Origin of the sequence: Streptomyces sp. NPDC015661 (assembly GCF_043077765.1) — a bacterium.
Classification (GTDB): domain Bacteria; phylum Actinomycetota; class Actinomycetes; order Streptomycetales; family Streptomycetaceae; genus Streptomyces.
This window is the reverse complement of sequence record NZ_JBIBST010000005.1, coordinates 135,915-157,787: the sequence shown is the minus strand read 5'-3', so window position 1 is coordinate 157,787 and position 21,873 is coordinate 135,915. Positions and strand designations below refer to the sequence as shown.

General features: G+C 73.1%; 25 protein-coding genes. 15 read left to right on the top strand and 10 right to left on the bottom strand.

The genetic code is table 11. The features are described from left to right. Positions 1 to 11 precede the first annotated feature (11 nt). On the top strand, positions 12 to 1,409 hold the full coding sequence (locus tag ACF07V_RS15310) for a gluconate:H+ symporter (RefSeq protein WP_392154428.1): 1,398 nt from the start codon (positions 12 to 14) through the stop codon (positions 1,407 to 1,409). 60 nt (positions 1,410 to 1,469) lie between these two features. Here ACF07V_RS15310 and ACF07V_RS15305 read toward each other — a convergent pair whose 3' ends face one another. Both ACF07V_RS15305 and ACF07V_RS15300 read right to left on the bottom strand, forming a co-directional pair. Further along, positions 1,470 to 2,354 carry a TIGR03619 family F420-dependent LLM class oxidoreductase gene (locus ACF07V_RS15305; protein ID WP_392154427.1) on the bottom strand — a complete coding sequence of 295 codons (885 nt, stop codon included), beginning with the start codon at positions 2,352 to 2,354 and terminating at the stop codon, positions 1,470 to 1,472. Between the two features lie 79 nt (positions 2,355 to 2,433). Next, entirely contained in the window at positions 2,434 to 4,089 is a 1,656-nt protein-coding gene (locus tag ACF07V_RS15300; protein ID WP_392154426.1) for an FAD-binding dehydrogenase, read from the bottom strand. Between the two features lie 94 nt (positions 4,090 to 4,183). On the opposite strand from ACF07V_RS15300, the gene ACF07V_RS15295 reads away from it, so the two are divergent. The 5 genes from ACF07V_RS15295 to ACF07V_RS15275 are packed head-to-tail and all read left to right on the top strand — an operon-like array spanning position 4,184 to position 6,938. Next, positions 4,184 to 4,843 (top strand): TetR/AcrR family transcriptional regulator, encoded by a 660-nt coding sequence (locus ACF07V_RS15295; protein WP_392154425.1) that lies wholly within the window; start codon positions 4,184 to 4,186, stop codon positions 4,841 to 4,843. A 32-nt stretch (positions 4,844 to 4,875) separates the two neighbouring features. Then, a complete protein-coding gene (locus ACF07V_RS15290; RefSeq protein ID WP_392154423.1) occupies positions 4,876 to 5,640 on the top strand; it encodes a glucose 1-dehydrogenase in 765 nt (254 codons plus the stop codon). 27 nt (positions 5,641 to 5,667) lie between these two features. Further along, the gene (locus ACF07V_RS15285; protein WP_392154421.1) at positions 5,668 to 6,204 is read left to right on the top strand and encodes an NUDIX domain-containing protein; all 537 of its coding nucleotides are present in this window, start codon (positions 5,668 to 5,670) and stop codon (positions 6,202 to 6,204) included. A 24-nt stretch (positions 6,205 to 6,228) separates the two neighbouring features. Continuing rightward, positions 6,229 to 6,624, top strand: coding sequence for a YidH family protein (locus ACF07V_RS15280; RefSeq protein ID WP_392154420.1), 396 nt, complete (start codon positions 6,229 to 6,231; stop codon positions 6,622 to 6,624). Next, a complete protein-coding gene (locus ACF07V_RS15275; protein WP_392154419.1) occupies positions 6,621 to 6,938 on the top strand; it encodes a DUF202 domain-containing protein in 318 nt (105 codons plus the stop codon). The genes ACF07V_RS15280 and ACF07V_RS15275 overlap by 4 nt, the downstream gene beginning before the upstream one ends. Positions 6,939 to 6,984: 46 nt before the next feature. On the opposite strand, the gene ACF07V_RS15270 is transcribed toward ACF07V_RS15275, so the two are convergent. Both ACF07V_RS15270 and ACF07V_RS15265 read right to left on the bottom strand, forming a co-directional pair. Next, positions 6,985 to 7,914, bottom strand: a complete 930-nt coding sequence (locus ACF07V_RS15270) for an NADP-dependent oxidoreductase (RefSeq protein WP_392154417.1) — start codon at positions 7,912 to 7,914, stop codon at positions 6,985 to 6,987. Positions 7,915 to 7,972: 58 nt separating this feature from the next. Next, positions 7,973 to 8,608, bottom strand: a complete 636-nt coding sequence (locus ACF07V_RS15265) for an NADPH-dependent F420 reductase (protein WP_392154415.1) — start codon at positions 8,606 to 8,608, stop codon at positions 7,973 to 7,975. A gap of 70 nt (positions 8,609 to 8,678) precedes the next feature. On the opposite strand from ACF07V_RS15265, the gene ACF07V_RS15260 reads away from it, so the two are divergent. Together ACF07V_RS15260 and ACF07V_RS15255 are read left to right on the top strand one after the other, a co-directional pair. Beyond that, the gene (locus ACF07V_RS15260) at positions 8,679 to 9,029 is read left to right on the top strand and encodes a winged helix-turn-helix transcriptional regulator (RefSeq protein ID WP_392154911.1); all 351 of its coding nucleotides are present in this window, start codon (positions 8,679 to 8,681) and stop codon (positions 9,027 to 9,029) included. A 79-nt stretch (positions 9,030 to 9,108) separates the two neighbouring features. Beyond that, positions 9,109 to 10,026 carry an MBL fold metallo-hydrolase gene (locus ACF07V_RS15255; RefSeq protein ID WP_392154413.1) on the top strand — a complete coding sequence of 306 codons (918 nt, stop codon included), beginning with the start codon at positions 9,109 to 9,111 and terminating at the stop codon, positions 10,024 to 10,026. A gap of 345 nt (positions 10,027 to 10,371) precedes the next feature. On the opposite strand, the gene ACF07V_RS15250 is transcribed toward ACF07V_RS15255, so the two are convergent. Next, positions 10,372 to 11,637 (bottom strand): enolase C-terminal domain-like protein, encoded by a 1,266-nt coding sequence (locus ACF07V_RS15250; protein WP_392154411.1) that lies wholly within the window; start codon positions 11,635 to 11,637, stop codon positions 10,372 to 10,374. 132 nt (positions 11,638 to 11,769) lie between these two features. Between ACF07V_RS15250 and ACF07V_RS15245 the strand changes: the two genes are divergently transcribed. Together ACF07V_RS15245 and ACF07V_RS15240 are read left to right on the top strand one after the other, a co-directional pair. Next, entirely contained in the window at positions 11,770 to 12,792 is a 1,023-nt protein-coding gene (locus tag ACF07V_RS15245; protein ID WP_392154409.1) for a phosphotransferase, read from the top strand. A 6-nt stretch (positions 12,793 to 12,798) separates the two neighbouring features. Continuing rightward, on the top strand, positions 12,799 to 14,013 hold the full coding sequence (locus tag ACF07V_RS15240; RefSeq protein WP_392154407.1) for an acyl-CoA dehydrogenase family protein: 1,215 nt from the start codon (positions 12,799 to 12,801) through the stop codon (positions 14,011 to 14,013). Between the two features lie 10 nt (positions 14,014 to 14,023). Here the strand turns inward: ACF07V_RS15240 and ACF07V_RS15235 are convergent, their stop codons facing one another. Together ACF07V_RS15235 and ACF07V_RS15230 are read right to left on the bottom strand one after the other, a co-directional pair. Then, entirely contained in the window at positions 14,024 to 14,617 is a 594-nt protein-coding gene (locus tag ACF07V_RS15235) for a TetR/AcrR family transcriptional regulator (protein ID WP_392154406.1), read from the bottom strand. Positions 14,618 to 14,695: 78 nt separating this feature from the next. Continuing rightward, positions 14,696 to 15,478 (bottom strand): SDR family oxidoreductase, encoded by a 783-nt coding sequence (locus ACF07V_RS15230; protein WP_392154405.1) that lies wholly within the window; start codon positions 15,476 to 15,478, stop codon positions 14,696 to 14,698. Between the two features lie 158 nt (positions 15,479 to 15,636). Here ACF07V_RS15230 and ACF07V_RS15225 point away from each other — a divergent pair, with 158 nt between their 5' ends. From ACF07V_RS15225 to ACF07V_RS15210, 4 genes are all read left to right on the top strand, one after another. Beyond that, complete coding sequence (locus ACF07V_RS15225) at positions 15,637 to 16,878, top strand: exo-beta-N-acetylmuramidase NamZ domain-containing protein (protein WP_392154403.1); 1,242 nt, start codon at positions 15,637 to 15,639, stop codon at positions 16,876 to 16,878. Positions 16,879 to 17,066: 188 nt separating this feature from the next. Next, on the top strand, positions 17,067 to 18,269 hold the full coding sequence (locus ACF07V_RS15220) for a serine-threonine protein kinase (RefSeq protein ID WP_392154910.1): 1,203 nt from the start codon (positions 17,067 to 17,069) through the stop codon (positions 18,267 to 18,269). A gap of 162 nt (positions 18,270 to 18,431) precedes the next feature. Further along, a complete protein-coding gene (locus ACF07V_RS15215; RefSeq protein WP_392154401.1) occupies positions 18,432 to 19,046 on the top strand; it encodes a hypothetical protein in 615 nt (204 codons plus the stop codon). A 14-nt stretch (positions 19,047 to 19,060) separates the two neighbouring features. Next, entirely contained in the window at positions 19,061 to 19,762 is a 702-nt protein-coding gene (locus ACF07V_RS15210; protein ID WP_392154909.1) for a 3-keto-5-aminohexanoate cleavage protein, read from the top strand. On the opposite strand, the gene soxR is transcribed toward ACF07V_RS15210, so the two are convergent. Then, the gene (gene soxR / locus ACF07V_RS15205; protein WP_392154400.1) at positions 19,759 to 20,238 is read right to left on the bottom strand and encodes a redox-sensitive transcriptional activator SoxR; all 480 of its coding nucleotides are present in this window, start codon (positions 20,236 to 20,238) and stop codon (positions 19,759 to 19,761) included. The genes ACF07V_RS15210 and soxR overlap by 4 nt on opposite strands. Before the next feature lie 127 nt (positions 20,239 to 20,365). On the opposite strand from soxR, the gene ACF07V_RS15200 reads away from it, so the two are divergent. After that, the gene (locus ACF07V_RS15200; RefSeq protein WP_150159851.1) at positions 20,366 to 20,827 is read left to right on the top strand and encodes a MaoC family dehydratase; all 462 of its coding nucleotides are present in this window, start codon (positions 20,366 to 20,368) and stop codon (positions 20,825 to 20,827) included. Here the strand turns inward: ACF07V_RS15200 and ACF07V_RS15195 are convergent. Together ACF07V_RS15195 and ACF07V_RS15190 are read right to left on the bottom strand one after the other, a co-directional pair. Next, positions 20,818 to 21,444 (bottom strand): TetR/AcrR family transcriptional regulator, encoded by a 627-nt coding sequence (locus ACF07V_RS15195; protein ID WP_392154397.1) that lies wholly within the window; start codon positions 21,442 to 21,444, stop codon positions 20,818 to 20,820. The genes ACF07V_RS15200 and ACF07V_RS15195 overlap by 10 nt on opposite strands. Before the next feature lie 77 nt (positions 21,445 to 21,521). Beyond that, complete coding sequence (locus tag ACF07V_RS15190; protein WP_392154396.1) at positions 21,522 to 21,812, bottom strand: YiaA/YiaB family inner membrane protein; 291 nt, start codon at positions 21,810 to 21,812, stop codon at positions 21,522 to 21,524. Positions 21,813 to 21,873: the final 61 nt, after the last annotated feature.

Sequence of the window (21,873 nt, the reverse complement as noted above, 5' to 3'; positions counted from 1 at the left end):
AGGACACCACCGTGACCAGTCTCAGCGTCGAGACCCTGGCAGCGGACGCCGCCGAACCGATCACCTCGGCAGGCAACGCCCAGCTCGGGATCGCCGTGCTCGCCGGCATCGCCGTCATCGTCCTGCTCATCACCAAGTTCAAGCTGCACGCGTTCCTGGCCCTGACCATCGGGTCGCTGGCGCTCGGCGCGTTCGCGGGTGCCCCGCTCGCGGACACCATCAAGTCGTTCAGCACCGGACTCGGCAACACCGTGGCCGGTGTGGGCGTGCTCATCGCGCTCGGCGCGATCCTCGGCAAGCTGCTCGCCGACTCCGGCGGCGCCGACCAGATCGTGGACACGATCCTGGCGAAGACCGGCAAGCGGGCCATGCCGTGGGCGATGGTCCTGATCGCCTCCGTGATCGGACTGCCGCTCTTCTTCGAGGTCGGCATCGTGCTGCTGATCCCGGTGGTCCTCATGGTCGCCAAGCGCGGCAACTACTCGCTGATGCGGATCGGCATCCCGGCGCTGGCCGGTCTGTCCGTGATGCACGGCCTGATCCCGCCGCACCCCGGCCCGCTCGTCGCGATCGACGCGGTCGGCGCCAACCTGGGCGTGACCCTCGCGCTCGGCCTGGTCGTCGCCATCCCCACCGTGATCATCGCCGGTCCGGTCTTCTCCAGGTACGCCGCCCGCTGGGTGGACATCCAGGCGCCCGAGGCGATGATCCCGGCCCGCCCCTCCGAGGACCTGGAGAAGCGCCCCGGCTTCGGCGCCACCGTCGCGACCATCCTGCTGCCCGTCGTCCTGATGCTGGTCAAGGCGCTCGTCGACATCGTGGTCGACGACCCCGAGAACGGCGTGCAGACCGTCACCGACGTCATCGGCTCGCCGCTGATCGCCCTGCTCGCGGCCGTCATAGTCGGCATGTTCACGCTGGGCCGCGCGGCCGGCTTCACCAATGAGCGGCTGAACCGGACCGTCGAGAAGTCCCTCGCCCCCATCGCCGGCATCCTTCTGATCGTCGGCGCGGGCGGCGGCTTCAAGCAGACCCTGATCGACATCGGCGTCGGCCAGATGATCCTCGACTTCTCGAAGGACTGGTCGATCCCGGCCCTGCTGCTGGCCTGGCTGATCGCGGTCGCGATCCGGCTCGCGACCGGTTCCGCCACGGTGGCGACGATCTCGGCGGCCGGCCTGGTCGCCCCGCTCGCCGAGGGCATGTCGACCGGTGAGATGTCGCTGCTCGTCCTCGCCATCGGTGCCGGTTCGCTCTTCTTCAGCCACGTCAACGACGCCGGGTTCTGGCTGGTGAAGGAGTACTTCGGCATGAGCGTCGGCCAGACGGTCAAGACCTGGTCGGTGATGGAGACGATCATCTCGGTCGTCGGCATCGTGTTCGTGCTGCTGCTGTCGCTGGTGCTGTAGGCGGCCGGGCAGGTGCGGGAGCCCCGGAGGTCCTTCTGGACGTCCGGGGCTCCCGTGCGTTCAGCCCCGCAGCAGCGACAGGACCTTCACGCCCAGCTCCAGGGCCTCGCCCGGCTCGTCCACACACTGCTGGAGGTCGACGAAGCAGCCTTCGGCACCGGTGTCCCGCACCCCCGCGAGGACGGCGGCGATCGCGTCCGCCGTCGCGCCCGGGGCCGGGTTGTGGCGGATCTCGCGGCGCAGGGCGCCGGGGTCCCGGCCGGCCTCCTCGGCGGCGCGCCGGGCCTCGTCCCACAGGTGCCCGGCCACGCCGGGCGGCATGACGGCGCCGACCCAGCCGGCGGCCCGGCGGCCGACCCGGCGCAGGGCGGCGGGGCTGAAGCCGCCCAGGTAGACGGGCGGGCCGGCCGGCCGGACGGGGCGCAGGCCGACGTACGAGGTGGGGATGGTCCAGTGCGGCCCCTCGTGGCCGAACTCCTCCTCGGTCCAGATGCCGTGGAGGACGTCGAGGAGCTCGTCGAGGAGGGCGCCGCGGCGGCGGAAGTCGGCGCCGGTGGCGGTGTACTCGTCGCGGAGCCAGCCGATGCCGAGTCCGACGTCGAGGCGGCCCTCGCTCACCCGGTCGAGCGAGGTGAGCGAGCGCGCGAGGAGGACCGGCGGGTACCAGGGGCCGTTGAGGGTGCTCGTGCCGAGCCGGGCGCGGCCGGTCGCGGTGGCGGCGACGGTGAGGACGGTGAGCGGGTCGAGGAAGGTCTTGTACTGGTGGGGGTACGGGTTCTCCGGGGTGTGTCCCGGATAGAGGTCGCTGGGGGCGACCGGGGTGAGGGCGCGGTCGCCGACCCAGAGCGAGTCGAATCCGGCCTCCTCGGCGTCCCGCGCGAAGGCGGCGACGAGGTCGGCGCGGGCGTGGGTGCCGTACTGCGGCAGAGCGATGCCTATGTCCATGGCCTCATCCTGGGCAGCGGGTCGGCCCGCGACACGAAGAGCCGGGCCTGTGACCCGCGCCACATGCGCGGCGTGGCGGTCAGCCGACCGCCTTCGCCGCCGCCCGGCCCGCCGCCCGGCCGGAGAAGACGCAGCCGCCGAGGAAGGTCCCTTCGAGGGAGCGGTAGCCGTGGACTCCGCCGCCGCCGAAGCCGGCCGCCTCGCCCGCCGCGTACACACCGTCCAGGGGCTCGCCGCCCTCCGTCAGGACCCGGGAGTCGAGGTCGGTCTCCAGGCCGCCGAGGGACTTGCGGGTGAGGATGTTGAGGCGTACGGCGATCAGCGGGCCGGCCTTCGGGTCGAGGATGCGGTGCGGGGACGCCGTGCGGATCAGCTTGTCGCCCAGGTACTTGCGTGCGCCCCGGATCGCCGTGACCTGGAGGTCCTTGGTGAAGGGGTTGGCGATCTCGCGGTCGCGGGCGGTGATCTCGCGGCGCAGCGCGGCCTCGTCGATCAGGGGCTCGTCGGTGAGCGCGTTCATGCCGCGGACGAGGGCGTTGAGGTCGTTCTCGACGACGAAGTCGACGCCGTGGTCCATGAAGGCCCGGACGGGTGCCGGTACGTCGGCGCGGGCGCGGCCGAGGACGTCACGGACGGACTTGCCGGTGAGGTCGGGGTTCTGTTCGGAGCCGGAGAGCGCGAACTCCTTGCCGATGATGCGCTTGTCGAGGACGAACCAGGTGTGGTCGTGGCCGGTCCGCATGATGTGTTCGAGGGTGCCCAGGGTGTCGAAGCCGGGGAAGAGCGGGACGGGCAGCCGCTTGCCCGTGGCGTCGAGCCAGAGGCTGGACGGGCCCGGCAGGATGCGGATGCCGTGGCGGGCCCAGATGGGGTTCCAGTTCTCGATGCCCTCGGTGTAGTGCCACATCCGGTCGCGGTTGATGTGGTGGGCGCCCGCCTTCTCGGCGATGCCGAGCATCAGTCCGTCGACGTGGGCGGGGACGCCGGAGAGCAGCTTGGCGGGTGGGGTGCCGAGCCGGGCGGGCCACTGCGCGCGGACGAGGTCGTGGTTGCCGCCGATGCCGCCGGAGGTGACGATCACGGCCTGGGCCCGCAGTTCGAAGGCGCCGGTGGCCTCGCGGCTCGACGCGGTGCCGCGGGCGGCGGTGGAGGGGGCCAGGATCTCGCCGGAGACCGTGTCGACGGTTCCGGCCGTGCGGCCGAGTCCGGTGACGCGGTGGCGGAAGCGGAGGTCGACCAGGCCGCGGGCGGCGCCCTCGCGGACCTTGCGCTCGAAGGGGGCGACGAGACCGGGTCCGGTGCCCCAGGTGATGTGGAAGCGGGGTACGGAGTTGCCGTGGCCGTTGGCGTCGTAGCCGCCGCGCTCGGCCCAGCCGACGACGGGGAAGAAGCGCACCCCGCGCGCGTGGAGCCAGGCGCGCTTCTCGCCGGCGGCGAAGTCGACGTACGCCTCGGCCCATTTCCTCGGCCAGTGGTCCTCGGTGCGGTCGAAGCCTGCGGTGCCGAACCAGTCCTGGAGGGCGAGGGCGTGGCTGTCCTTGACGCGCATCCTGCGCTGTTCGGGCGAGTCGACGAGGAACAGGCCGCCGAAGGACCAGTGGGCCTGGCCGCCGAGGGACTGCTCCGGTTCCTGGTCGAGGAGGATCACGGAGCGGCCGGCGTCGACCAGCTCGGCGGTGGCGACGAGGCCGGCGAGGCCCGCCCCGATCACGATCACATCAGCGTCGTAGGACATGGACCGCATCTTGGATACACGGATGTATCGAGTCAACCGTCCGAGCCCTCTCGGGACGTTTCCGTTTTCTAATGTCGAGCATTAATATGACGGTATGGCAAGGACGTCAGGGCCCGAGACCCGGGAGAAACTGATCCGCGCGGCCGAGGAGCTCTTCGCCGCACAGGGCGTCCACGGCGCGCAGCTGCGGGACGTCGTGGCCCTGGCCGGGCAGGCCAACCCCTCTGCGGTCCAGTACCACTTCGGCTCGCGCGCCGGACTGCTCGACGCGGTCATGGCCGGCCGCCAGACCCGTACGGAACAGGTGCTCGCGCCCCTCTTCGAGACCGCTCTCCTCGCCGGCGCCCTCCTCGCCGGCGCCGAAGACGAACTCCGGCGGCTGGTCGCCGCGCTCGTCACCGCCGAGGCCAGTGAGCTGCGCACCGACCGGGGCCGCCGCTGCCTGCGGATCTCCGCGCAGCTCAGCCACGAGAGCGGCGTCCGCACCCGCACCCCCCACCCCACGCTCGCCGGCACCGTCTACTGGCGCCTGATCGAGCGGATCGCGGACCGTCTCGCCGCCGGCGGGCTCCCCGAGCCGCTGCTCCTGGAGCGCCTCGACCTGGCGCTGACCGTGGTGGGCGCGGCCATGGCGGACCGGGCCCGGCAGTACCTCGACGGCACCGAGCCGCTCACGGACGAGCCGCTCTTCCTCGCCGATCTCGTCGAGACCACCACCGCGCTCCTCCGGGCCGCACAGCCCCGGAGCGTCTGAACAGCCCCCCGAAGACCCCGAAGGGACCTTCCATGAACGACCTCACCGGCAAGACCGTGCTCATCACCGGCGGCGCCCGCGGCCTGGGCGCCGAGGCCGCCCGGCTGGCCGTCGCCTCCGGCGCGAACGTCGTGATCACCGACGTCCTCGACGAGGACGGCAAGGCCACGGCCGACGCGCTCGGCGAGCGGGCCCGGTTCTTCCACCACGACGTGACCTCCGAGGAGGAGTGGGCGGCGGCCGTCGCCTTCGCGGTGGCGGAGTTCGGCGGGCTGCACGGTCTGGTGAACAACGCCGGCATCTCCACCGGCGCGTTCCTGGAGACCGAGTCCGTGGAGCACTTCCGCAAGGTCCTCGACATCAACCTGACCGGTGTCTTCATCGGCATGAAGGCCGCGATCCCGGCGATGAAGGAGGCCGGCGGCGGCTCGATCGTCAACATCTCGTCGGCCGCGGGCCTGATGGGCCTGGCCCTCACCGCCGGGTACGGCGCCTCGAAGTGGGGCGTGCGCGGCCTGACGAAGATCGGCGCGGTGGAGCTCGGCACGGCGAAGATCCGCGTCAACTCCGTCCACCCCGGCATGACCTACACCCCGATGACGGCCTCCGTCGGCATCGAGCGGGGCGAGGGCAAGTACCCGAACACGCCGATGGGCCGGGTCGGCGAGGCCGACGAGATCGCCGGCGCGGTGGTCTTCCTGCTCTCCGACGCCGCCTCGTACGTGACGGGCGCGGAGCTCGCCGTGGACGGCGGCTGGACGACCGGTCCGACCGTCAAGTACGTCATGGGGCAGTGATGTTCGGGGCAGTGATTTCATGGGCGCATGAGCGCCTCTGAAGAGATCCTCGACGTCGTCGACGAGCACGACCGGGTCGTCGGACAGGCCCCGCGCGGTGAGGTGTACGCGCGGGGCCTGATCCATCGCTGCGTCTTCATCCGGGTCCGGGACGCCGGGGGCAGGGTCTTCGTCCACCGCAGGACGCCGACGAAACTGGTCTTCCCCTCGATGTACGACATGTTCGTCGGCGGGGTCGTCGGCGCGGGCGAGTCCTACGACGAGGCCGCGCTGCGGGAGGCCGAGGAGGAGCTCGGGGTGTCCGGGCTGCCCCGCCCCGAGCCGGTGCTGCGGTTCCTGTACGACTCCGGGGGCGTGGCCGGGAAGTGGTGGTCGGCGGTCTACGAGGTCCGCTGCGAGCTGCCGGTCAGCCCGCAGGTGGAGGAGGTCGCCTGGCACGGCTTCCTCACGGACCGGGAGCTGGCGGAACGCCTCCCCGGGACGGCCGGCGCCTGGGACTGGGTGCCGGACGGCCTCGCCGCGTACGAGATGCTGCGGGCGCGGGGCGGCCACGGGGCGGGCTGATCAACCGGCCGTTAGGGTGCACGGGTGAGCGAATTCGTGCAGAGCCTGCGGCTGTGGTTCGCGCCGCGGCGGATCAGGGACGAGGGCGAGACCCCCGACTACCGCTTCTCCCTGGCCAACGAGCGGACCTTCCTCGCCTGGATCCGGACCGCGCTCGCCCTCGTCGGCGGTGGCTTCGCCGTCGACCAGTTCCTGCCGGACCTGCGCTGGGGCGTGCGCGTCGGGCTCGCGCTCGCGCTGCTCGCCGCCGGAGTGCTGTGCGCCCTGCGCGCGGTGAACCACTGGGTGCGCTGCGAGCGGGCCATGCGGCGCGGCGAGGACCTGCCGGTGTCCAGGTTCCCCGCGGTGCTCAGCCTCGCGGTGGCCGCGGTGGCGCTCGCGATGGTGGTGCTCGTCGTCTTCGGCTGGGCCGGGCGGTGACCGAGGCCGCCGAGACCCGGGACCCGGGGCTCCAGCCCGAGCGGACCCGGCTCGCGTGGCGGCGTACGACCCTGTCGTGCACGGTCGTCGCGGTGCTCGCCATGAAACTGACCGTCAGCGACGAGATCACCGCGAAGGAACTGACCGGGTTCGCGCTGTCGTCCCTGGTGTGGGTCGCCTTCCTGGCCGTGGCGCACCGGCGGATCCGCTCCCTGGGCGCGGCCCGGCCGCTCCCGCTCTCCCACCGGGGCGCGCTGCTCGCGGCGGGGTGCACGATCGCGCTCGCCGTCTTCGGGGCGGCGGTGATCTGGTGATCCCGGGCCTCTAGGCCGGGCCAGGGGGGACTTTCCGGACACGGCCTCAGGGCACCGTGACCACGACCTTGCCGTTGAGGCCGCCCTCCGCGTTGGCGCGCTGGGCCTCGGCGGCCCGTTCCAGCGGGAACGACCTGGCCACCCGTACGGTGAGGACGCCCGCGTCGGCCAGGTCGGCGAGGGCCGCGAGGTCGGCGGCGTCGGGGCGGGTCCAGAAATAGGTGCCGCCGAGGGCGAGGACCTCGCCGTCGGCGATCGACGCCAGGCGGCCCTGCGGGGCGAGGAGCGGGGCGGAGAGCTTCAGGAACGGGCCCCCGATGGTGTCGAGGACGGCGTCCACGCCCTGCGGGGCGAGGGCGCGGACCTGGTCGGTGAAGGTCGCCTCGTCGTAGCGGACGGGGTCGGCGCCGAGCTCCGCGACCCGTTCCAGCCCCGCGTCCCTGGCCGCGCCGATGACCCGGCAGCCGAGGTGGCGGGCGATCTGCACGGCCATCGAGCCGACGCCGCCGGCCGCCGCGTGGACGAGGACGGTGTCCCCGGGCCGTACCGCGAGGGCCCGATGGAGCGCCTGGTACGCGGTGAGACCGGCGAGCGGGAGGGCCGCGGCCTCCTCGAAGTCGAAGGTGCGGGGCTTGCGGGCGAGGGTGCGGACGGGGGCGGCGACGTACTCGGCGAAGGTGCCCCGGGAGAGGAAGTCCTCGCGGACGTATCCCATGACCTCGTCGCCCACGGCGAACTCGGGGACGGAGAGGCCGAGCCGGACGACGACACCGGAGACGTCCCAGCCGGGGACGACCGGGAAGACCGCGTCCATCATGCCGTCGAGGTATCCGGCCTGGCACTTCCAGTCGACCGGGTTGACGGCGGCCGCCCGCACCTCGATCAGGACCGCGTCCGGTCCGATCTTGGGCTCGGGCAGCTCGCCGTACTCCAGGACCTCGGGGCCGCCGTACCGGCTGTAGCTGATCGCCTTCATACCCCCGACCCTCGGTGCGACCGGGCCGGCCCGCAAGCCGGGGCGCAGGTCGCCCGCGTCAGCCGCCGAGCGCCACCGGCGGCGGGAGCATGGCGCGCGGGTCGCGGCCCGAGGTCCAGAGGCCGATGAGGAAGGCGGTGGTCGCCTCCAGGAGGTCCGCGTGCGCCAGTGGGCCGGCGACGAAGGGGGCGCAGCCCAGGTCGGCGGCGAGGGTCGAGACGAGGGCGAGGGCCGCCTCGTCGTCCCCGCAGAGGGGGACGGCCAGCGGTCCGTCCGCGAAGACGGGCGGAGTACGGCTCCACACCGCCGGCGTGACGTGGTTGAAGGCCTTCACCACCCGGGCGCCCGTCGCGGCGGCGAGGATACGGGCGGCGCCGGGGCCCTCGCCGGTGGTGAGGACCGGGCCCGGTCCCACCGCGTTGGTGCAGTCGATCAGGATCCGTCCGCCGAACGAGCCGACGGGGCCCACCGTTTCCAGGGCCGGCAGTACCGCGTCGTACGGCAGGGCCAGGACGGTCGCCTCGCCGAAGCGGGCCGCCTCGGCGAGGGTGCCCGGCCGGGCCCCGGTGCGCGCGGCGAGCGCGGCGGTCCGTTCCGCGTCCCGGCCGCCGACGAGCACCTCGTGGCCCGCCCTCACCCATCCTCCGCCGAGCGCCCGTGCCATCGCTCCCGTACCCAGTACTCCCACCCGCATGGGGCGTCCTCCCTCACGTACCGTTGTGCGTGCTGACATGAACGACCGTAGGCGGGGGGTGACTTACCGGATGGTTCCCGACCGGGTCCTCGCGGACTGCCGGGCGCGGCTGGGCTTCGACCTGCTCTCCCACACCTGGAACGGGGTCGTCCTGTACGCGCTCGGGGACGGTCCGCGCCGGCCCGGTGAGCTGCGGACGGCGATCGGCGGGATCAGCGCGAAGGTGCTGACGGAGACGCTGCGGCGCCTTGAGGGGTACGCGCTCGTGGAACGGCGGGCGTACGAGGAGACGCCGCCCCGGGTCGAGTACGCGCTGACCGCGCTGGGGCTTTCGCTGCTCGGGCCGATCGAGGCGTTGGGGCGGTGGTCGGCGGAGTACGGGGACGCGTTCGTGGCGGCGCAGGGGTGGGACGCGGAGTAGGCCGTTCCGACTTCCGCCCGGCCGGGGCCGACTGGCACTCTTCCCCTGTCCAGTCGGGCTCTCATCCGGGGGAATCCCTTTGTCTGCCACGTCCACCGATCCCTATGTGGTCACGCTCGCTCCGCAGGTGCACGCCTTCGTCCAGCCCGACGGCGGCTGGTGCCTGAACAACGCCGGCTTCCTCGGCGACGCCGAGGAGTCGCTGCTCGTCGACACCGCCGCCACCGAGCGCCGGGCGCGGCTGCTGCGCGAGGCGGTGCTCGCCGAGGGGCTGCCGCTGCCGCGGACCATCGTCTCCACCCACCACCACGGCGACCACACCTACGGCAACGGGGTGTTCAGCCCCGAGGCGCGGATCGTGGGCCACGAGAACTGCCGGTCCGAGCAGCTCGCGGCCGGGCACCAGCTCCATCTGCTGTGGCCGCAGACCGACTTCGGGCGGGTCGACATCCTGCCGCCGTCCCTCACGTACAGCGAGCGGCTCACCCTGTACGTCGCCGGGATCGAGGTGCGGGTGCTGCACCCGGGCGCCGCGCACACCACCGGCGACTCCATCGTCCATCTCCCGGAGCAGGGCGTCGTCTTCACCGGCGACCTCGTCTTCCACGGCGGGACGCCGTTCCTGCCGATGGGTTCGCTCGCCGGTTCGCTGCGCGCGCTCGACCTGCTGCGGTCCCTCGACGCGCCGACGGTCGTGCCCGGGCACGGGCGGGTGACCGACCCCTCGGCGTACGACACCACGGAGCGGTACCTGCGGTGGGTGGCGGAGCTGGCCGCCGAGGGGTACGCGAAGGGGGCGACGCCGCTGGAGACGGCGCGGCGGGCCGAGCTCGGCGAGTTCGCCGCGTGGCGGGAGAGCGAGCGGCTGGTGGCGAACCTGCACCGGGCGTACGCGGAACTGGAGGGGCTGCCGGAGGGGTCGCCGCTGGATCCGGTGGCGGTGTTCGGGGACATGGCGGCGATGAACGGCGGGGTGCCGGTGTCCTGCCACGCGTAGCCGCGGCGGCCCGTTGTGGGCGCGCTTCCGCCGCCGTTGTGGGCATGCGTTCCGCCGGGGCGGAACCGGTGGGCACAACGGAACGGCGCCCTTGCCGGCGCCAGAGGCTTCCGCGCCCTGACCCGCACCACGTTGTGCGCCGCCGCTGAGCTGCGGGTCCAGGCGCGGAAGGCGGGGGCGCGGCCAGGCGCGCCGTCCCGTGTGCCCACCCGTCCCGCCCAGCGGGACGATTGCCCACACGGGGGGGTGGGTGGGGTGCGGGACGATTGCCCACACGGGCGGGGCGCGGGCCCACACGGGCGGGGGTACCGCCCAGCGGAGGTGCGGGCCCGCAACGGGGGGGCGCTACCAGCGGGGCGGGGTCCAGGTCGGGGTCACCGTGCGCATCGCCGCCGTGTCGTCCCTGTTCCGGTACGTCCCGTCGTCCTTCAGCCAGCGGTCGTGCAAGCCGGCGAGCGCCCCGCGGTCGAGGTGCACGCCCAGGCCCGGCGCGTCGGAGACCGCCAGGCGGCCCTCGCGGAAGACGGGGCGGGTCGTGACGACGTCCTCCGTCTGCCACGGGTAGTGCGTGTCGCAGGCGTGGTGGAGGCCCGGCAGGGTGGCCGCGACCTGGGTCATGGCGGCGAGGCTGATGCCCAGGTGGGTGTTGGAGTGCATGGAGAGCCCGACGCCGTACGTCCGGCAGAGCGCGGCCAGTTCGCGGGTGCGGTGGAGTCCGCCCCAGTAGTGGTGGTCGCAGAGCACGATCCGTACCGCCCCCTCGGCGAAGGCCTCAGGGACCTCCTCGAAGGTGGTGACGCACATGTTGGTGGCGAGCGGTACGTCCGTGCCCGCGGCGACCGCCGCCATCTCCGCCGTGCCGCGCGCCGGGTCCTCCAGGTACTCCAGGACGTCCTCGAGTTCGCGCGCGACGGCGAGCGAGGTCTCCACGGACCAGGCGCCGTTGGGGTCGAGGCGCAGCGGGCGGCAGGGGAACTCCCGCGCGAGGGCCCGGACGGCGGCGATCTCCTGCTCGGGCTCGAAGACCCCGCCCTTCAGCTTGAAGGAACGGAAGCCGTACTCCCGGTCGAAGCGGCGCGCCTGGGCGACGATGCCGGCCGGGTCGAGGGCCGGGCCCCACTCGTCCGTACCGGCCCACTTGTAGAAGAGGTACGCGCTGTACTCGACCTCGTCGCGGACCTTGCCGCCGAGGAGCGCGTGGACGGGCAGGCCGAGGGTCTTGCCGAGCGCGTCGAGGCAGGCGGTCTCGAAGGCGGAGACGACGGAGAGGCGGAGCTTCTCGGCCGTGCGGACTCCGCGCAGGCCGCTCGCGTCGACCCCCTCGTCCGTGTCCGGGTGCGGCACGCTCCCGGTCTCCGCCGCCAGAGCGAAGAGTCCGTTCACGTCCGTGACCGATCGGCCCGGGAGTTCCTCGGCCAGCCGGCGGGCGAGGTCCAGATAGACGGCGTCGCCGTACGTCTCGCCGAGGCCGCTCACCCCTCCCCTCGTGACGACTTCCACCACGAGTCGGGGCGTGTAGGGCTGGTGGACGCCCTGGGTGTTGAGGAGAGGCGGGTCGGAGATGAGGATCGGGGTCAGCCGGACTTCGTCGACGATCAGCTTCGCATCCATATGTGAACCCTATTTATGGATGCGATCGGAGACCAGAGGGCCGACGGCGCTTTCCCCGTGCCCCTCTGGACGACATACCGACTGGTCGGTCATCATGAACGCCGACCGAAGCCGATCCGGAGGTACGCACGTATGAGCTCCGCCCCGCCGCCAGGACTCGACCCCGAGCAGCTGCGCCGATTCCTCGACCGCGAGCGGCCCGGCCTTGTGTCCGGCCCCCTCGAAGCCCGGCTGATCGAGGGCGGCCGGTCGAACCTGACGTATGTCGTGAGCGACGGCACCGGCCGCTGGGTGGTCCGCCGGCCCCCGCTCGGCCACGTCCTCGCCACCGCCCACGACATGCGGCGCGAGCACCGGGTCATCAGCGCCCTGGCCGGAACGGGTGTGCCCGTCCCGGGGACGGTCCTGTTCTGCGCGGACGAATCCGTGCTCGGCGCGCCGTTCTACGTCATGGAGTTCGTCGACGGGACGCCGTACCGCTCGGCCCGCCAGCTCGCCCCGCTCGGCCCCGAGCGCACCCGTACGGCCGTCCTCGGTCTCGTCGACACGCTCGTCGACCTGCACGCCGTCGACCCGGAGGCGGTCGGCCTCGGCGACTTCGGGCGCCCGGAGGGCTTCCTCGACCGGCAGCTGCGCCGCTGGGGCAAGCAGCTCGACGCCTCGCGCGGCCGCGAGCTGCCCGGCATCGACGAGCTGCACGCCGCCCTCGGGCGCGCGCTGCCCGTCTCGCCCGCCCCGACCGTGATCCACGGCGACTACCGGCTGGACAACGTCCTCGTCGGCGAGGACGACCGGATCCGGGCCGTCCTCGACTGGGAGATGTCCACCCTCGGCGACCCGCTCACCGACCTCGGCCTCCTCGTCATGTACAGCACGCCGCTCGATCTCCCGGACTCCCCCGTCTCCACCACCGCCGCGGCCGCCGGACATCCGAGCGTCGCCGAGCTGGTCGAGCGCTACGCCGCCCGCTCGGGCCGCGACACCTCCGGCCTCGCCTGGTACACGGCGTTCGCCTGGTTCAAGCTCGCGGTGATCCTGGAGGGCATCCACTACCGCTGGACCCTCGGCCAGACGGTCGGCGCCGGCTTCGACCGCATCGGCGAACTCGTCCCCGTCTTCATCGACCACGGCCTGACCACCCTTCAGGAGGGCTGAACCACCATGGACTTCGCCTACGACGCGCGCACCGAGGAACTGCGCGCGAAGCTCCTCGCCTTCATGGACGAGCACGTCTACCCGGCCGAGGCCGTCGCCGAGGAGCAGCGCGCCCTGCTCGCCTCGCCCTGGGACACCCCACAGGTCGTGGACGACCTCAAGGCCGAGGCCAAGCGGCAGGGCCTCTGGAACCTCTTCCTTCCCGACGCGGAGTACGGAGCGGGGCTCACCAACCTCCAGTACGCGCCGCTGGCCGAGATCACCGGCCGCAGCCCGCAGCTCGCCCCGACCGCCCTCAACTGCGCCGCCCCGGACACCGGGAACATGGAGCTGCTCGCCCAGTTCGGCGACGAGGCCCAGAAGAAGCAGTGGCTGGAGCCGCTCCTCGCCGGCGAGATCCGCTCGGCCTTCGCGATGACCGAGCCGGAGGTCGCCTCGTCCGACGCGACCAACATCGAGACCCGGATCCGGCGGGACGGCGACGAGTACGTCGTCGACGGCCACAAGTGGTACATCTCCGGGGCGATGAACCCCGACTGCAGGATCTTCATCGTCATGGGCAAGACCGACCCCGACGGGCCGGACCTCCGCCGCCGGCAGTCGATGATCCTCGTGCCGCGCGACACCCCGGGCGTCGAGGTCCGGCGCGCGATGCAGGTGTACGGGTACGAGGACCACTACCACGGCGGCCACGCCGAGGTGATCTTCGACGGGGTCCGGGTCCCGGCCGCGAACATCGTCGGCGACGAGGGCGGCGGCTTCGCCATCGCACAGGCCCGGCTGGGCCCCGGCCGCATCCACCACTGCATGCGGCTCATCGGCATGGCGGAGCGTGCGGTCGAGCTGATGTGCCGGCGCGCCGTCTCCCGTACCGCCTTCGGCAAGGCGCTCGCCCAGCAGGGCGTCGTGCAGAACTGGATCGCCGACGCCCGGGTGACCATCGAGCAGCTGCGGCTGCTCGTCCTCAAGACGGCCTGGCTGATGGACACCGTCGGCAACCGGGGCGCGCACACCGAGATCCAGGCCATCAAGATCGCGACCCCGCGTGCCGTCGTCGACATCATCGACAAGGCCGTGCAGGCGCACGGGGCCGGCGGTGTCTCGCAGGACTTCCCGCTGGCCGAACTGTGGGCGGCTGCGCGGACGCTGAAGCTGGCGGACGGGCCGGACGAGGTGCACCAGCGGTCGCTGGCGCGGCGGGAGCTGAAGAAGTACCTCTAGGAGGGGTCCCTTACGGGCGCAGGGCCCGCAGCAGGAGGTCGGCCAGGTGGTCGGCCACCTGCTGCGGGGTGAGCGGGCCGTCCGGGCGGTACCACGTCGACAGGTGGTGCACGGAGCCGAAGTGGTAGTCCACGACGAGGTCGGCGGGCGTGGCGGAGGAGAAGACGCCCGCCCGCTGGCCTTCCTCGATCAGGGCCCGGAAGCGCTCGTGGTAGTGGCGCCGCTCGGACCGCACCTGCTTGTTCTTCTCGGGGCTCAGGTGGTGCATCGAGCGGAAGAAGATGGCGGCGTCGTCGAGGTTCTCGATCGTGGTGACGACGACGTCGGCGGCGGCGGCGCGCAGCCGGTCCTCGATGGGCTCGTCGGCGTCCGCGAAGGCGTCGAGCCGTTCCTGCTGGAGGCGCAGGACGCGGGAGTAGACCTCCTGGAGGAGGTCCTCCTTGGAACCGAAGTAGTGGTAGAGCGCGCCCTTGGTGACCCCGGCGGCCTCGACGATCTCCTGGACGGAGGTGCGGTCGTAGCCCTGCTCCGCGAAGAGCCGGGTGGCGGCGGCGAGGAGTCTCTGGGGGACGGGAGCGCCGTTCCCGTCCGTCGTCCTGGCCATGCTCCGCCGCCTTCCTCGATGATCGTTTTCGGTCACGGGAACGCGTTCCCGTCGGTAGATCTTCCCATCCGTCCGGGCCTACGGCTGACGGGTGCCCGTCTCCCAGGTCTGCTGGACGTGGTTCATCGTGCCGAGCCAGCGTTCGGGGTCGGTGGCGCGATTGCGGTAGTAGCCGGCGACCTCGGGGTGGGGCAGGACGAGGAAGCGGTCGGCGGCGATGGCGTCGAGGAGCGCGTCGGCGACGTCCTCGGGCTCGATGGCCGTGGGGGCGAGGACGAGCTCGCCGGCCGATCCGGCGGCGGTGAGCATGTCCGTACGCACGCCCTGCGGGCAGATGGCGTGGACCTTCAGGCCGCGGTGGCGGTAGGTGAGGGAGAGCCATTCGGCGAAGGCGTACGCGCCGTGCTTGGAGACGCTGTACGGCGCGGCGCCGATCATGGTGAGCAGTCCGGCGGCGGAGACGGTGGAGACGAAGCGGCCGCTGCCGCGCTCCAGCCACTCCGGGAGGAGGGCGCGGGCCGCGCGGACGTGGGCCATGACGTTGACGTCCCAGGCGGCGGCCCAGACGTCCTCGTCGGCGAAGGCGTCCCCGGGCGAGGAGAGTCCGGCGTTGGCGCACCAGATGTCGACGGTGCCGCCGAGGGCCTCGCGGGCCTCGTCGACGACGGCGGAGGCGTCGCCGGGGACGGCGACGGCGCCGATCTCCTCGGCTACGGCCTTGGTGCGCCCGGGGTCGAGGTCGTTGACGACGACCCGGGCGCCCTCGGCGGCGAAGCGGCGGGCGAGGGCGGCGCCGATGCCGCCGCCCGCTCCGGTGACGACGACGCCGGCGCCCCGGAGTCCGTTCGTGTCCGCGGTCATGGACCCACCTCTCGGCTGTGACGGCTCTGGGCCGTGACGACCCGGACAGACTAACCGGTCGGTATGGAGCGGCGGAAGACCCGTTCCGCACGCCTCGTTCCCCGGGGCCGTCAGGAGCGCTAGCGTGCGTGCCCATGTCACTGGCGAGGAGGTCCCGCATGAGCCTGTCGCGACGGAGTCTGCTGGCCGCGGGAGGCGGCGCGCTCGGGGTGGCGGCGACGGCCGGCGCCGCGTCCGCCGCGGGGGGCCACGGCCGGGTGCGGACGGGCTTCGAGCGGCTCGCGGCCGACGGATACGCGCTCCTCGCGGGCGAGCGGGTCGGCGTCGTCACCAACCCCACCGGCATCACCCCGGACGCGCGCCACGTCGTGGACGTGATGCACGCCGACGAACGGGTGGACCTGGTCGCCGTCTTCGGGCCCGAGCACGGCTTCCGGGGCACCGCCCAGGCGGGCGGCTCCGAGGGCCGGTACGACGATCCGGCGACCGGACTGCCCGTCTACGACACGTATCTGAAGAGCGGGCAGCCGCTCGCGGACGTCTTCACCGCCTCCGGGGTGGACACGGTCGTCTTCGACATCCAGGACGTCGGCGCCCGCTTCTACACGTACATCTGGACGCTGTACGACTGCATGGCGGCCGCCGCCCTCGCCGGGAAGCGGTTCGTCGTCCTGGACCGGCCGAACCCGGCGACGGGGCGGGCGGCGCTCGGGCCCGTCCTGGACCGGGCGTTCGCGACCTTCGTCGGGCGGGAGCCGATCGCGCAGGCGCACGGCATGACGGTGGCCGAGCTGGCCGGTCTCTTCAACGGCGAGTTCCTGGCCGCGCCCGTCGCCCTGGAGACCGTGACGATGACGGGGTGGCGGCGGTCGGAGTTCTTCGACGCGACCGGGCTGCCGTGGGTGCCGCCCAGCCCGAACATGCCGACGCCGGAGACCGCCCTCGTCTACTCCGGCACCTGCCTCTTCGAGGGCACGAACCTCTCCGAGGGCCGGGGCACCACCCGCCCCTTCGAACTCCTCGGCGCCGAGGGCGTCGACCGGCGGTGGGCGGAGGCGGCGAACGCCCTCGGCCTGCCCGGAGTGCGGTTCCGCGAGGCGTACTTCGCCCCGACCTTCTCCAAGTTCCAGGGGAAGACGGTGGGCGGGGTGCAGCTGCACGTCCACGACCGGGAGTCCTTCGACCCGGTACGGACCGGGATCGGACTGCTCGTCACGGCCCGGAGCTCCTGGTCCGGCTTCGCCTGGCGGGCGGACAACTGGATCGACAAACTGACCGGCTCGACCCGGGTACGGACCCTGGTCGACGCCGGTGCGGGCGTCGACGAGGTCGTCGGGGCGTGGGAGACGGACCTGGCGGCCTTCCGGGCGGTGCGCGAGGAGTATCTGCTGTACCGGTGACGGGGGTCGGCGGGATGTCCTCCGGTCGTCCCGCCGACCACGCCCGCCCCGTGGAGAAGCCGCGCGTCGTGCAGGTCTGGACGGGGCCGTGCGCGGGCATCCTTGCGGAGGAGCCGCCGCCCGCGCACGGGGCGCACTCGGCGCTGCGGCCCCCTCGACGTGGAGGGACGGGTCTGGTCGTGACCGGGATGAGTGTGGAGCCGTACCGGGAGATCTCCTTCGACAAGGACGGCGACGGGCCGCCGGGCCAGGCCTCCGAGCTGGCCGCGCTGGCCCGGCAGGGCGTCGGCGAGCTGGTGGTGTTCGCGCACGGGTGGAACAGCTCCCCGTCCGGCGCCACCCGGCTCTGCTCCGACTTCTTCGCCCCCTTCCCGGGGCTGCTCGCCCCCGGGGTGGAGGCGGGGTACGCGGGGCTCGTCTGGCCCTCGATGATGTTCACGGACGAGCCGGTGCCCGACTACCGGGCCCTGGTGACGGTCCTCCCCGAGAAGGAGCCGGTCATCGGGCGGCTCACGGAGCTCCTTGACGCGGCGCCGGCGTCGGAGGCGGCGTTCGAGGAGTTCGGGTCGCTGCTGCGGGAGTTGACGGACGTGGACGTGGAGTCCGTGGCCGTCGCGGAGCCGGTGCCGGAGTTCCTGGTCGCGGACCCGGTGGCGGTGTGCGCCCGGTTCACGGAAGCCCTCGAATCCGACGGAGCGGTCCCGGAGGAAGCCTTCGGCGCGGGGCTGAAGAAGTACTGGAAGGGCGCCAGGGAGGCGCTGCGGCAGGCCACGTACTACGTGATGAAGAAGCGGGCCGGGCAGGTGGGCGAGCACGGGCTCGGGCCGCTGCTCGGCGAGGTCGCGCGCGTCGCCCCCGGGCTCCGCGTCCACCTCGTGGGCCACAGCATGGGCGCCCGGCTCGTCGCGTACGCGCTGCGGGGGCTGCCCGGCGGGGCCCGGCCGGTCGCCTCCGTGACGCTCCTCCAGGGCGCCTTCTCGCACTACGCGTTCGCGGCGCGGCTGCCGCACGACCCAGGGCGGTCCGGCTCGCTCCGCGATCTGCAGAACCGGGTCCGGGGGCCGGTGGTGGCCTGCTACTCGCGGCACGACTCGGCGCTCGGGGTGATGTACCCGCTGGCGTCCCGGCTCGCGAACGACTCCGAGTCGCTGGCCGGGACGGCCGTGGAGCTGCTCGGCGCGGACGACCCGCGCTGGGGCGCGATCGGGCACGACGGCGTGCAGGCCGTGCCCGGGGCGGTGCGGCTGGGCCTCGCGGAGGCCCTGCGCGACGGGGTGCCGGACTCCGGGTGCGTGAGTGTGGACGCGGCCCAGGTGGTCCTCTCGCACAGCGACATCCGCCGTCCCGAGCTGGCCCGGGTCGTGGTCGCGGCGGCCCGGGTGGGCCGGTAGTCCCGGGCACCCCCCAAACCCACCGGACGCGCTGGTTCCGTCGGGTGACGGGCGTCTCTTCCACCCCGTTGATGGCTGCCATCGGAATTTCGATGGAACACGGCGGGGTTCCCGTTCGTCCCTCTGATAGCGCGGAAGGACCAGCGGCGGAGGTGGCGAGGTATGGCCGGTTTCCGGAGTCTCGCGAGACAGGTGCGCGATCCGGGGTGCGACACGGCGCTGCGCAGATACTCACTGCGCAAGTGTCTGGAGAGGTTCGCGCCGTACGGGCACCGCGCGACCTGGGACCATCTGTGCCGGCGGCACAGGTTCGGTCCCGAGGACCGGGAGCTCGACCCGGGGCGCCTCGTGGCGGCGCTCGACGAGCTGGAGGAGGCGCGGGCCGTGTGGCTCGCGTACGAGGAGCGGTTCGCCGCCCGGCGGCGGCGCGAGAAGCACGAGGGGCTGCGCGGGCTCGGCGCGCTCGACGACTGGCACCGGCGGGTCTGGGGCGGCAACGGCGTGGTCCGCTGCGGCGACCCGGCGGTGCATCCCTCGGACCCGCTGCCGGAGGTGCTGCGGCGGCTGATCGGCGCCCTGGAGCGGGGGCCGGGCGAGGCGTGCCCGGTGTGCTCGGGGCCGCGGATCGAGTGGGCGGGGCCGGGTGACCCGTACGAGCCGTGGCTGGGTCCCGTGTGCGGGGACTGCGGGGTGGGCGTCCCGCGGGCGGTGCTGACCTCGGGGGCGCTGGCCCGGGCGCGCGGGGACCGGCGCCGGCCGCTGGCCTCGGCGGCGTGAGCGCTTCGCGCGCGGTGCTCCAGGTGTGTCTCAACGGGTCTCGGGGGCCCGGGGACTCGGCGGCGGTCCCGATGACACCGGAGTCCCTGGCGGAGTCCGCGGCGCGGGCCGTGGCGGCGGGGGCCCGGGAGGTGCGGGTGCATCCCCGTACGCCGTGCGGCGGCACGTCGTTGTCGCCACGGGTGCTCGGGCCGGTCCTGAGGGCGATCGGGGCGGCGGTGGAGACTCCGGTGCGGATCACGACGACGGCTTCCGCCGAGCCCGACCCCGGACGCCGGGTGGAGCGGATCCGTTCCTGGACGGTGCTCCCCGGTCTGGTGTCGGTCGACTGGCACGCGCCGGGTGCCGAGGAGGTGGCGACGGCCCTCCTGGAGCGCGGGGTCGGGGTCGAGGCCGCGCTGTGGTCCGGCACGGAGGGCCCGGCCCGGTTCGCGCGCTCCCCGCTGGCGCCGAGGGTGCGGCGGGTCCTCGCGAAGGTCGCGGGACCGGACGACGATCCCCTGGCCACCGCCCAGGCCCTGCTCTCGGCGCTCGCCGTCCCGGCCGGGGTGCCGGTGCTGCTGCACGGCGAGGAGGGCGGCGCCTGGCCGGTGCTGCGGTTGGCCCGCCGCCTGGGCACGGATGCCCGGATCGGTCTGGAGGACACCTTGTTCCTGCCGGACGGCACCCGGGCGCGCTCCAACGCCGAGCTGGTCGCGGCGGCCCTGGCGGACTAGGCGGTGGTCTCCTCCGCCGGGCGGCGTACGGGGAGGAGGCGGGAGCCCGTCATCTGTTCGCCGAGACGGTCGTCGGGGTTGGACAGGACGCAGGTCTCCAGGGAGAGGCAGCCGCAGCCGATGCAGTCCGTCAGATGGTCCCGGAGCCGGCCGAGCTGCTTGATGCGCTCGTCGAGTTCGGTGCGCCAGGCCGCGGAGAGCCGGGCCCAGTCCTCGTTCGTGGGGGTGCGCTCCTCGGGGAGCTGCGCCAGGGCCTCCCGGATGGTGGCCAGCGGGATGCCGACCCGCTGCGCGGCGCGGACGAAGGCGACCCGGCGGAGCGTGTCGCGGCCGTAGCGGCGCTGGTTGCCGCTGGTGCGGCGGCTGCTGATGAGCCCCTTCGCCTCGTAGAAGTGCAGGGCGGAGACCGCGGCCCCGCTACGGGCGGAGAGCTGGCCGACGGTGAGTTCGTGGATCTTCTCTGGAATCTGCGGCACCCGTCGAACCCTACTGGTCCGTCACCGGCGGCCGTTGACAGCGGCCCCCGCACCCCACATGCTGAGCAAGCGCTTGGATACCGACCATTGGGTATGCCGCAATGCCGTACCAGAAGGGACGAGGAACATGGCCGAGCCGAGGATCTTCACCTCCGCCGAGGAGCTGCGCGCGGGGGTCGGCGAGCAGCTGGGACACAGCGACTGGGTGGAGATCGACCAGAAGCGGATCGACCTCTTCGCGGAGGCGACCGGCGACCACCAGTGGATCCATGTGGACCCGGAGCGCGCCGCCGCCGGCCCGTTCGGCACGACGATCGCGCACGGCTATCTGACGCTGTCGCTGCTGCCGCTCTTCGTCCCGCAGGTGCTGCGGGTCGAGGGCATGAAGATGGGCCTGAACTACGGGACGGAGAAGGTGCGCTTCCCCGCCCCGGTCCCGGTGGGCTCGCGGCTCCGCGCCACCGCCGTCCTGACGAAGGTCGAGGAGGCGGGCGGCGGTGTGCAGGTGACGGCGGCCGTGACCGTGGAGCGCGAGGGCTCCGAGAAGCCGGTCTGCGTGGCCGAGTCGGTCTCCCGCTACTACTTCTGAGCGCCGGCCATCCGGAGGACGAGGTCGGCGTAGAGCGCGCCGACCTCGTCGGCCGTCCGGCGGCCCTGCGTGTTGAACCAGCGCGAGACGTCGATGCAGAGCGAGAGCACGGCGACGGTGGTGCCGGGCACGTCCGCCACCTCGAACTCGCCCGCGGCCACGCCCTCGTTGATGATGCGGCGGATGACGGCCTCGGACTCGCGGCGCAGCTCCACGATCTCGGCGCGGTGCTCGGGGCCGAGGGCGTCGAGCTCGTACTGGACGACGCGCGCGGTCGTGTGGCGCTCGGCGTGCCAGCGGACGAAGGAGCGCACGGCGTCGGCGAGGCGCTCGGCGGCGGTGCCGTCGCGGTCGGCCGCGGCCCGGAGGATCTCCAGGGCCTTGTCGTGGCCGATGCGGCTGATCCGGTGGAGCAGCTCTTCCTTCGTCTTGTAGTGGATGTAGAGCGCGGCGGGGCTCATCCCGGCGCGGCCCGCGATGTCGCGGGTGGTGGTGGCGTGGTAGCCGCGCTCGGCGAACGCCTCGACGGCGGCCACGAGCAACCGCCGGGCCGCCTCGGGCGTGACCTCGCCCCAGGCCATGTCCTCGGCCTTGGGCGTCTCCTCCGCCGCACTCATCCCGCACTCCCTCTCGGACCCCGTCAGGACGAACACCATACAACGAAGGTGAGCAAGCGCTTAGATCCTGCGGGGGCTCATCCCAGCTTCTGGAAGGGGTCGTGCTCGGCGAGGAGCTTCTCCAGGCGGGCCTGGTCGACCCGGCTGACGATCTGACCGGCCTCCTGGCGGTCGCGGACGACCTTGGCGAGGGTGAAGGCCGAGGTCGTGAGGTAGAGGACCGAGATCGCGAGGAAGGCGCGGACCCAGGCGCTGGCGTCGAGCTGGAAGATGCCGATGCCCACGGCCGCGATCGCGATGCCGAAGGAGATGACGGCCTGCATGTAGTAGGCGGCGGTGTTCTGCTGCTTGACCGGTGTGTCGCTCATGCCGGACAGCATCGGACGGATGTGGCCGGCGCCACATCCGTCCGCGTACTCAGCGAGGTAC

What these genes read in the sequence shown, in the direction of transcription:
- ACF07V_RS15240 (WP_392154407.1), top strand. Translation starts at nt 12,799, where the DNA reads ATGGACTTCGCCTACGACGCGCGCACCGAGGAACTGCGCGCGAAGCTC.
- ACF07V_RS15285 (WP_392154421.1), top strand. Translation starts at nt 5,668, where the DNA reads ATGAGCGCCTCTGAAGAGATCCTCGACGTCGTCGACGAGCACGACCGG.
- ACF07V_RS15270 (WP_392154417.1), bottom strand. Translation starts at nt 7,914, where the DNA reads ATGAAGGCGATCAGCTACAGCCGGTACGGCGGCCCCGAGGTCCTGGAG.
- ACF07V_RS15300 (WP_392154426.1), bottom strand. Translation starts at nt 4,089, where the DNA reads ATGTCCTACGACGCTGATGTGATCGTGATCGGGGCGGGCCTCGCCGGC.
- ACF07V_RS15200 (WP_150159851.1), top strand. Translation starts at nt 20,366, where the DNA reads ATGGCCGAGCCGAGGATCTTCACCTCCGCCGAGGAGCTGCGCGCGGGG.
- ACF07V_RS15295 (WP_392154425.1), top strand. Translation starts at nt 4,184, where the DNA reads ATGGCAAGGACGTCAGGGCCCGAGACCCGGGAGAAACTGATCCGCGCG.
- ACF07V_RS15190 (WP_392154396.1), bottom strand. Translation starts at nt 21,812, where the DNA reads ATGAGCGACACACCGGTCAAGCAGCAGAACACCGCCGCCTACTACATG.
- ACF07V_RS15225 (WP_392154403.1), top strand. Translation starts at nt 15,637, where the DNA reads ATGAGCCTGTCGCGACGGAGTCTGCTGGCCGCGGGAGGCGGCGCGCTC.
- ACF07V_RS15265 (WP_392154415.1), bottom strand. Translation starts at nt 8,608, where the DNA reads ATGCGGGTGGGAGTACTGGGTACGGGAGCGATGGCACGGGCGCTCGGC.
- ACF07V_RS15230 (WP_392154405.1), bottom strand. Translation starts at nt 15,478, where the DNA reads ATGACCGCGGACACGAACGGACTCCGGGGCGCCGGCGTCGTCGTCACC.
- ACF07V_RS15195 (WP_392154397.1), bottom strand. Translation starts at nt 21,444, where the DNA reads ATGAGTGCGGCGGAGGAGACGCCCAAGGCCGAGGACATGGCCTGGGGC.
- ACF07V_RS15260 (WP_392154911.1), top strand. Translation starts at nt 8,679, where the DNA reads ATGGTTCCCGACCGGGTCCTCGCGGACTGCCGGGCGCGGCTGGGCTTC.
- ACF07V_RS15245 (WP_392154409.1), top strand. Translation starts at nt 11,770, where the DNA reads ATGAGCTCCGCCCCGCCGCCAGGACTCGACCCCGAGCAGCTGCGCCGA.
- ACF07V_RS15250 (WP_392154411.1), bottom strand. Translation starts at nt 11,637, where the DNA reads ATGGATGCGAAGCTGATCGTCGACGAAGTCCGGCTGACCCCGATCCTC.
- ACF07V_RS15235 (WP_392154406.1), bottom strand. Translation starts at nt 14,617, where the DNA reads ATGGCCAGGACGACGGACGGGAACGGCGCTCCCGTCCCCCAGAGACTC.
- ACF07V_RS15215 (WP_392154401.1), top strand. Translation starts at nt 18,432, where the DNA reads ATGGCCGGTTTCCGGAGTCTCGCGAGACAGGTGCGCGATCCGGGGTGC.
- ACF07V_RS15220 (WP_392154910.1), top strand. Translation starts at nt 17,067, where the DNA reads ATGAGTGTGGAGCCGTACCGGGAGATCTCCTTCGACAAGGACGGCGAC.
- ACF07V_RS15290 (WP_392154423.1), top strand. Translation starts at nt 4,876, where the DNA reads ATGAACGACCTCACCGGCAAGACCGTGCTCATCACCGGCGGCGCCCGC.
- ACF07V_RS15305 (WP_392154427.1), bottom strand. Translation starts at nt 2,354, where the DNA reads ATGGACATAGGCATCGCTCTGCCGCAGTACGGCACCCACGCCCGCGCC.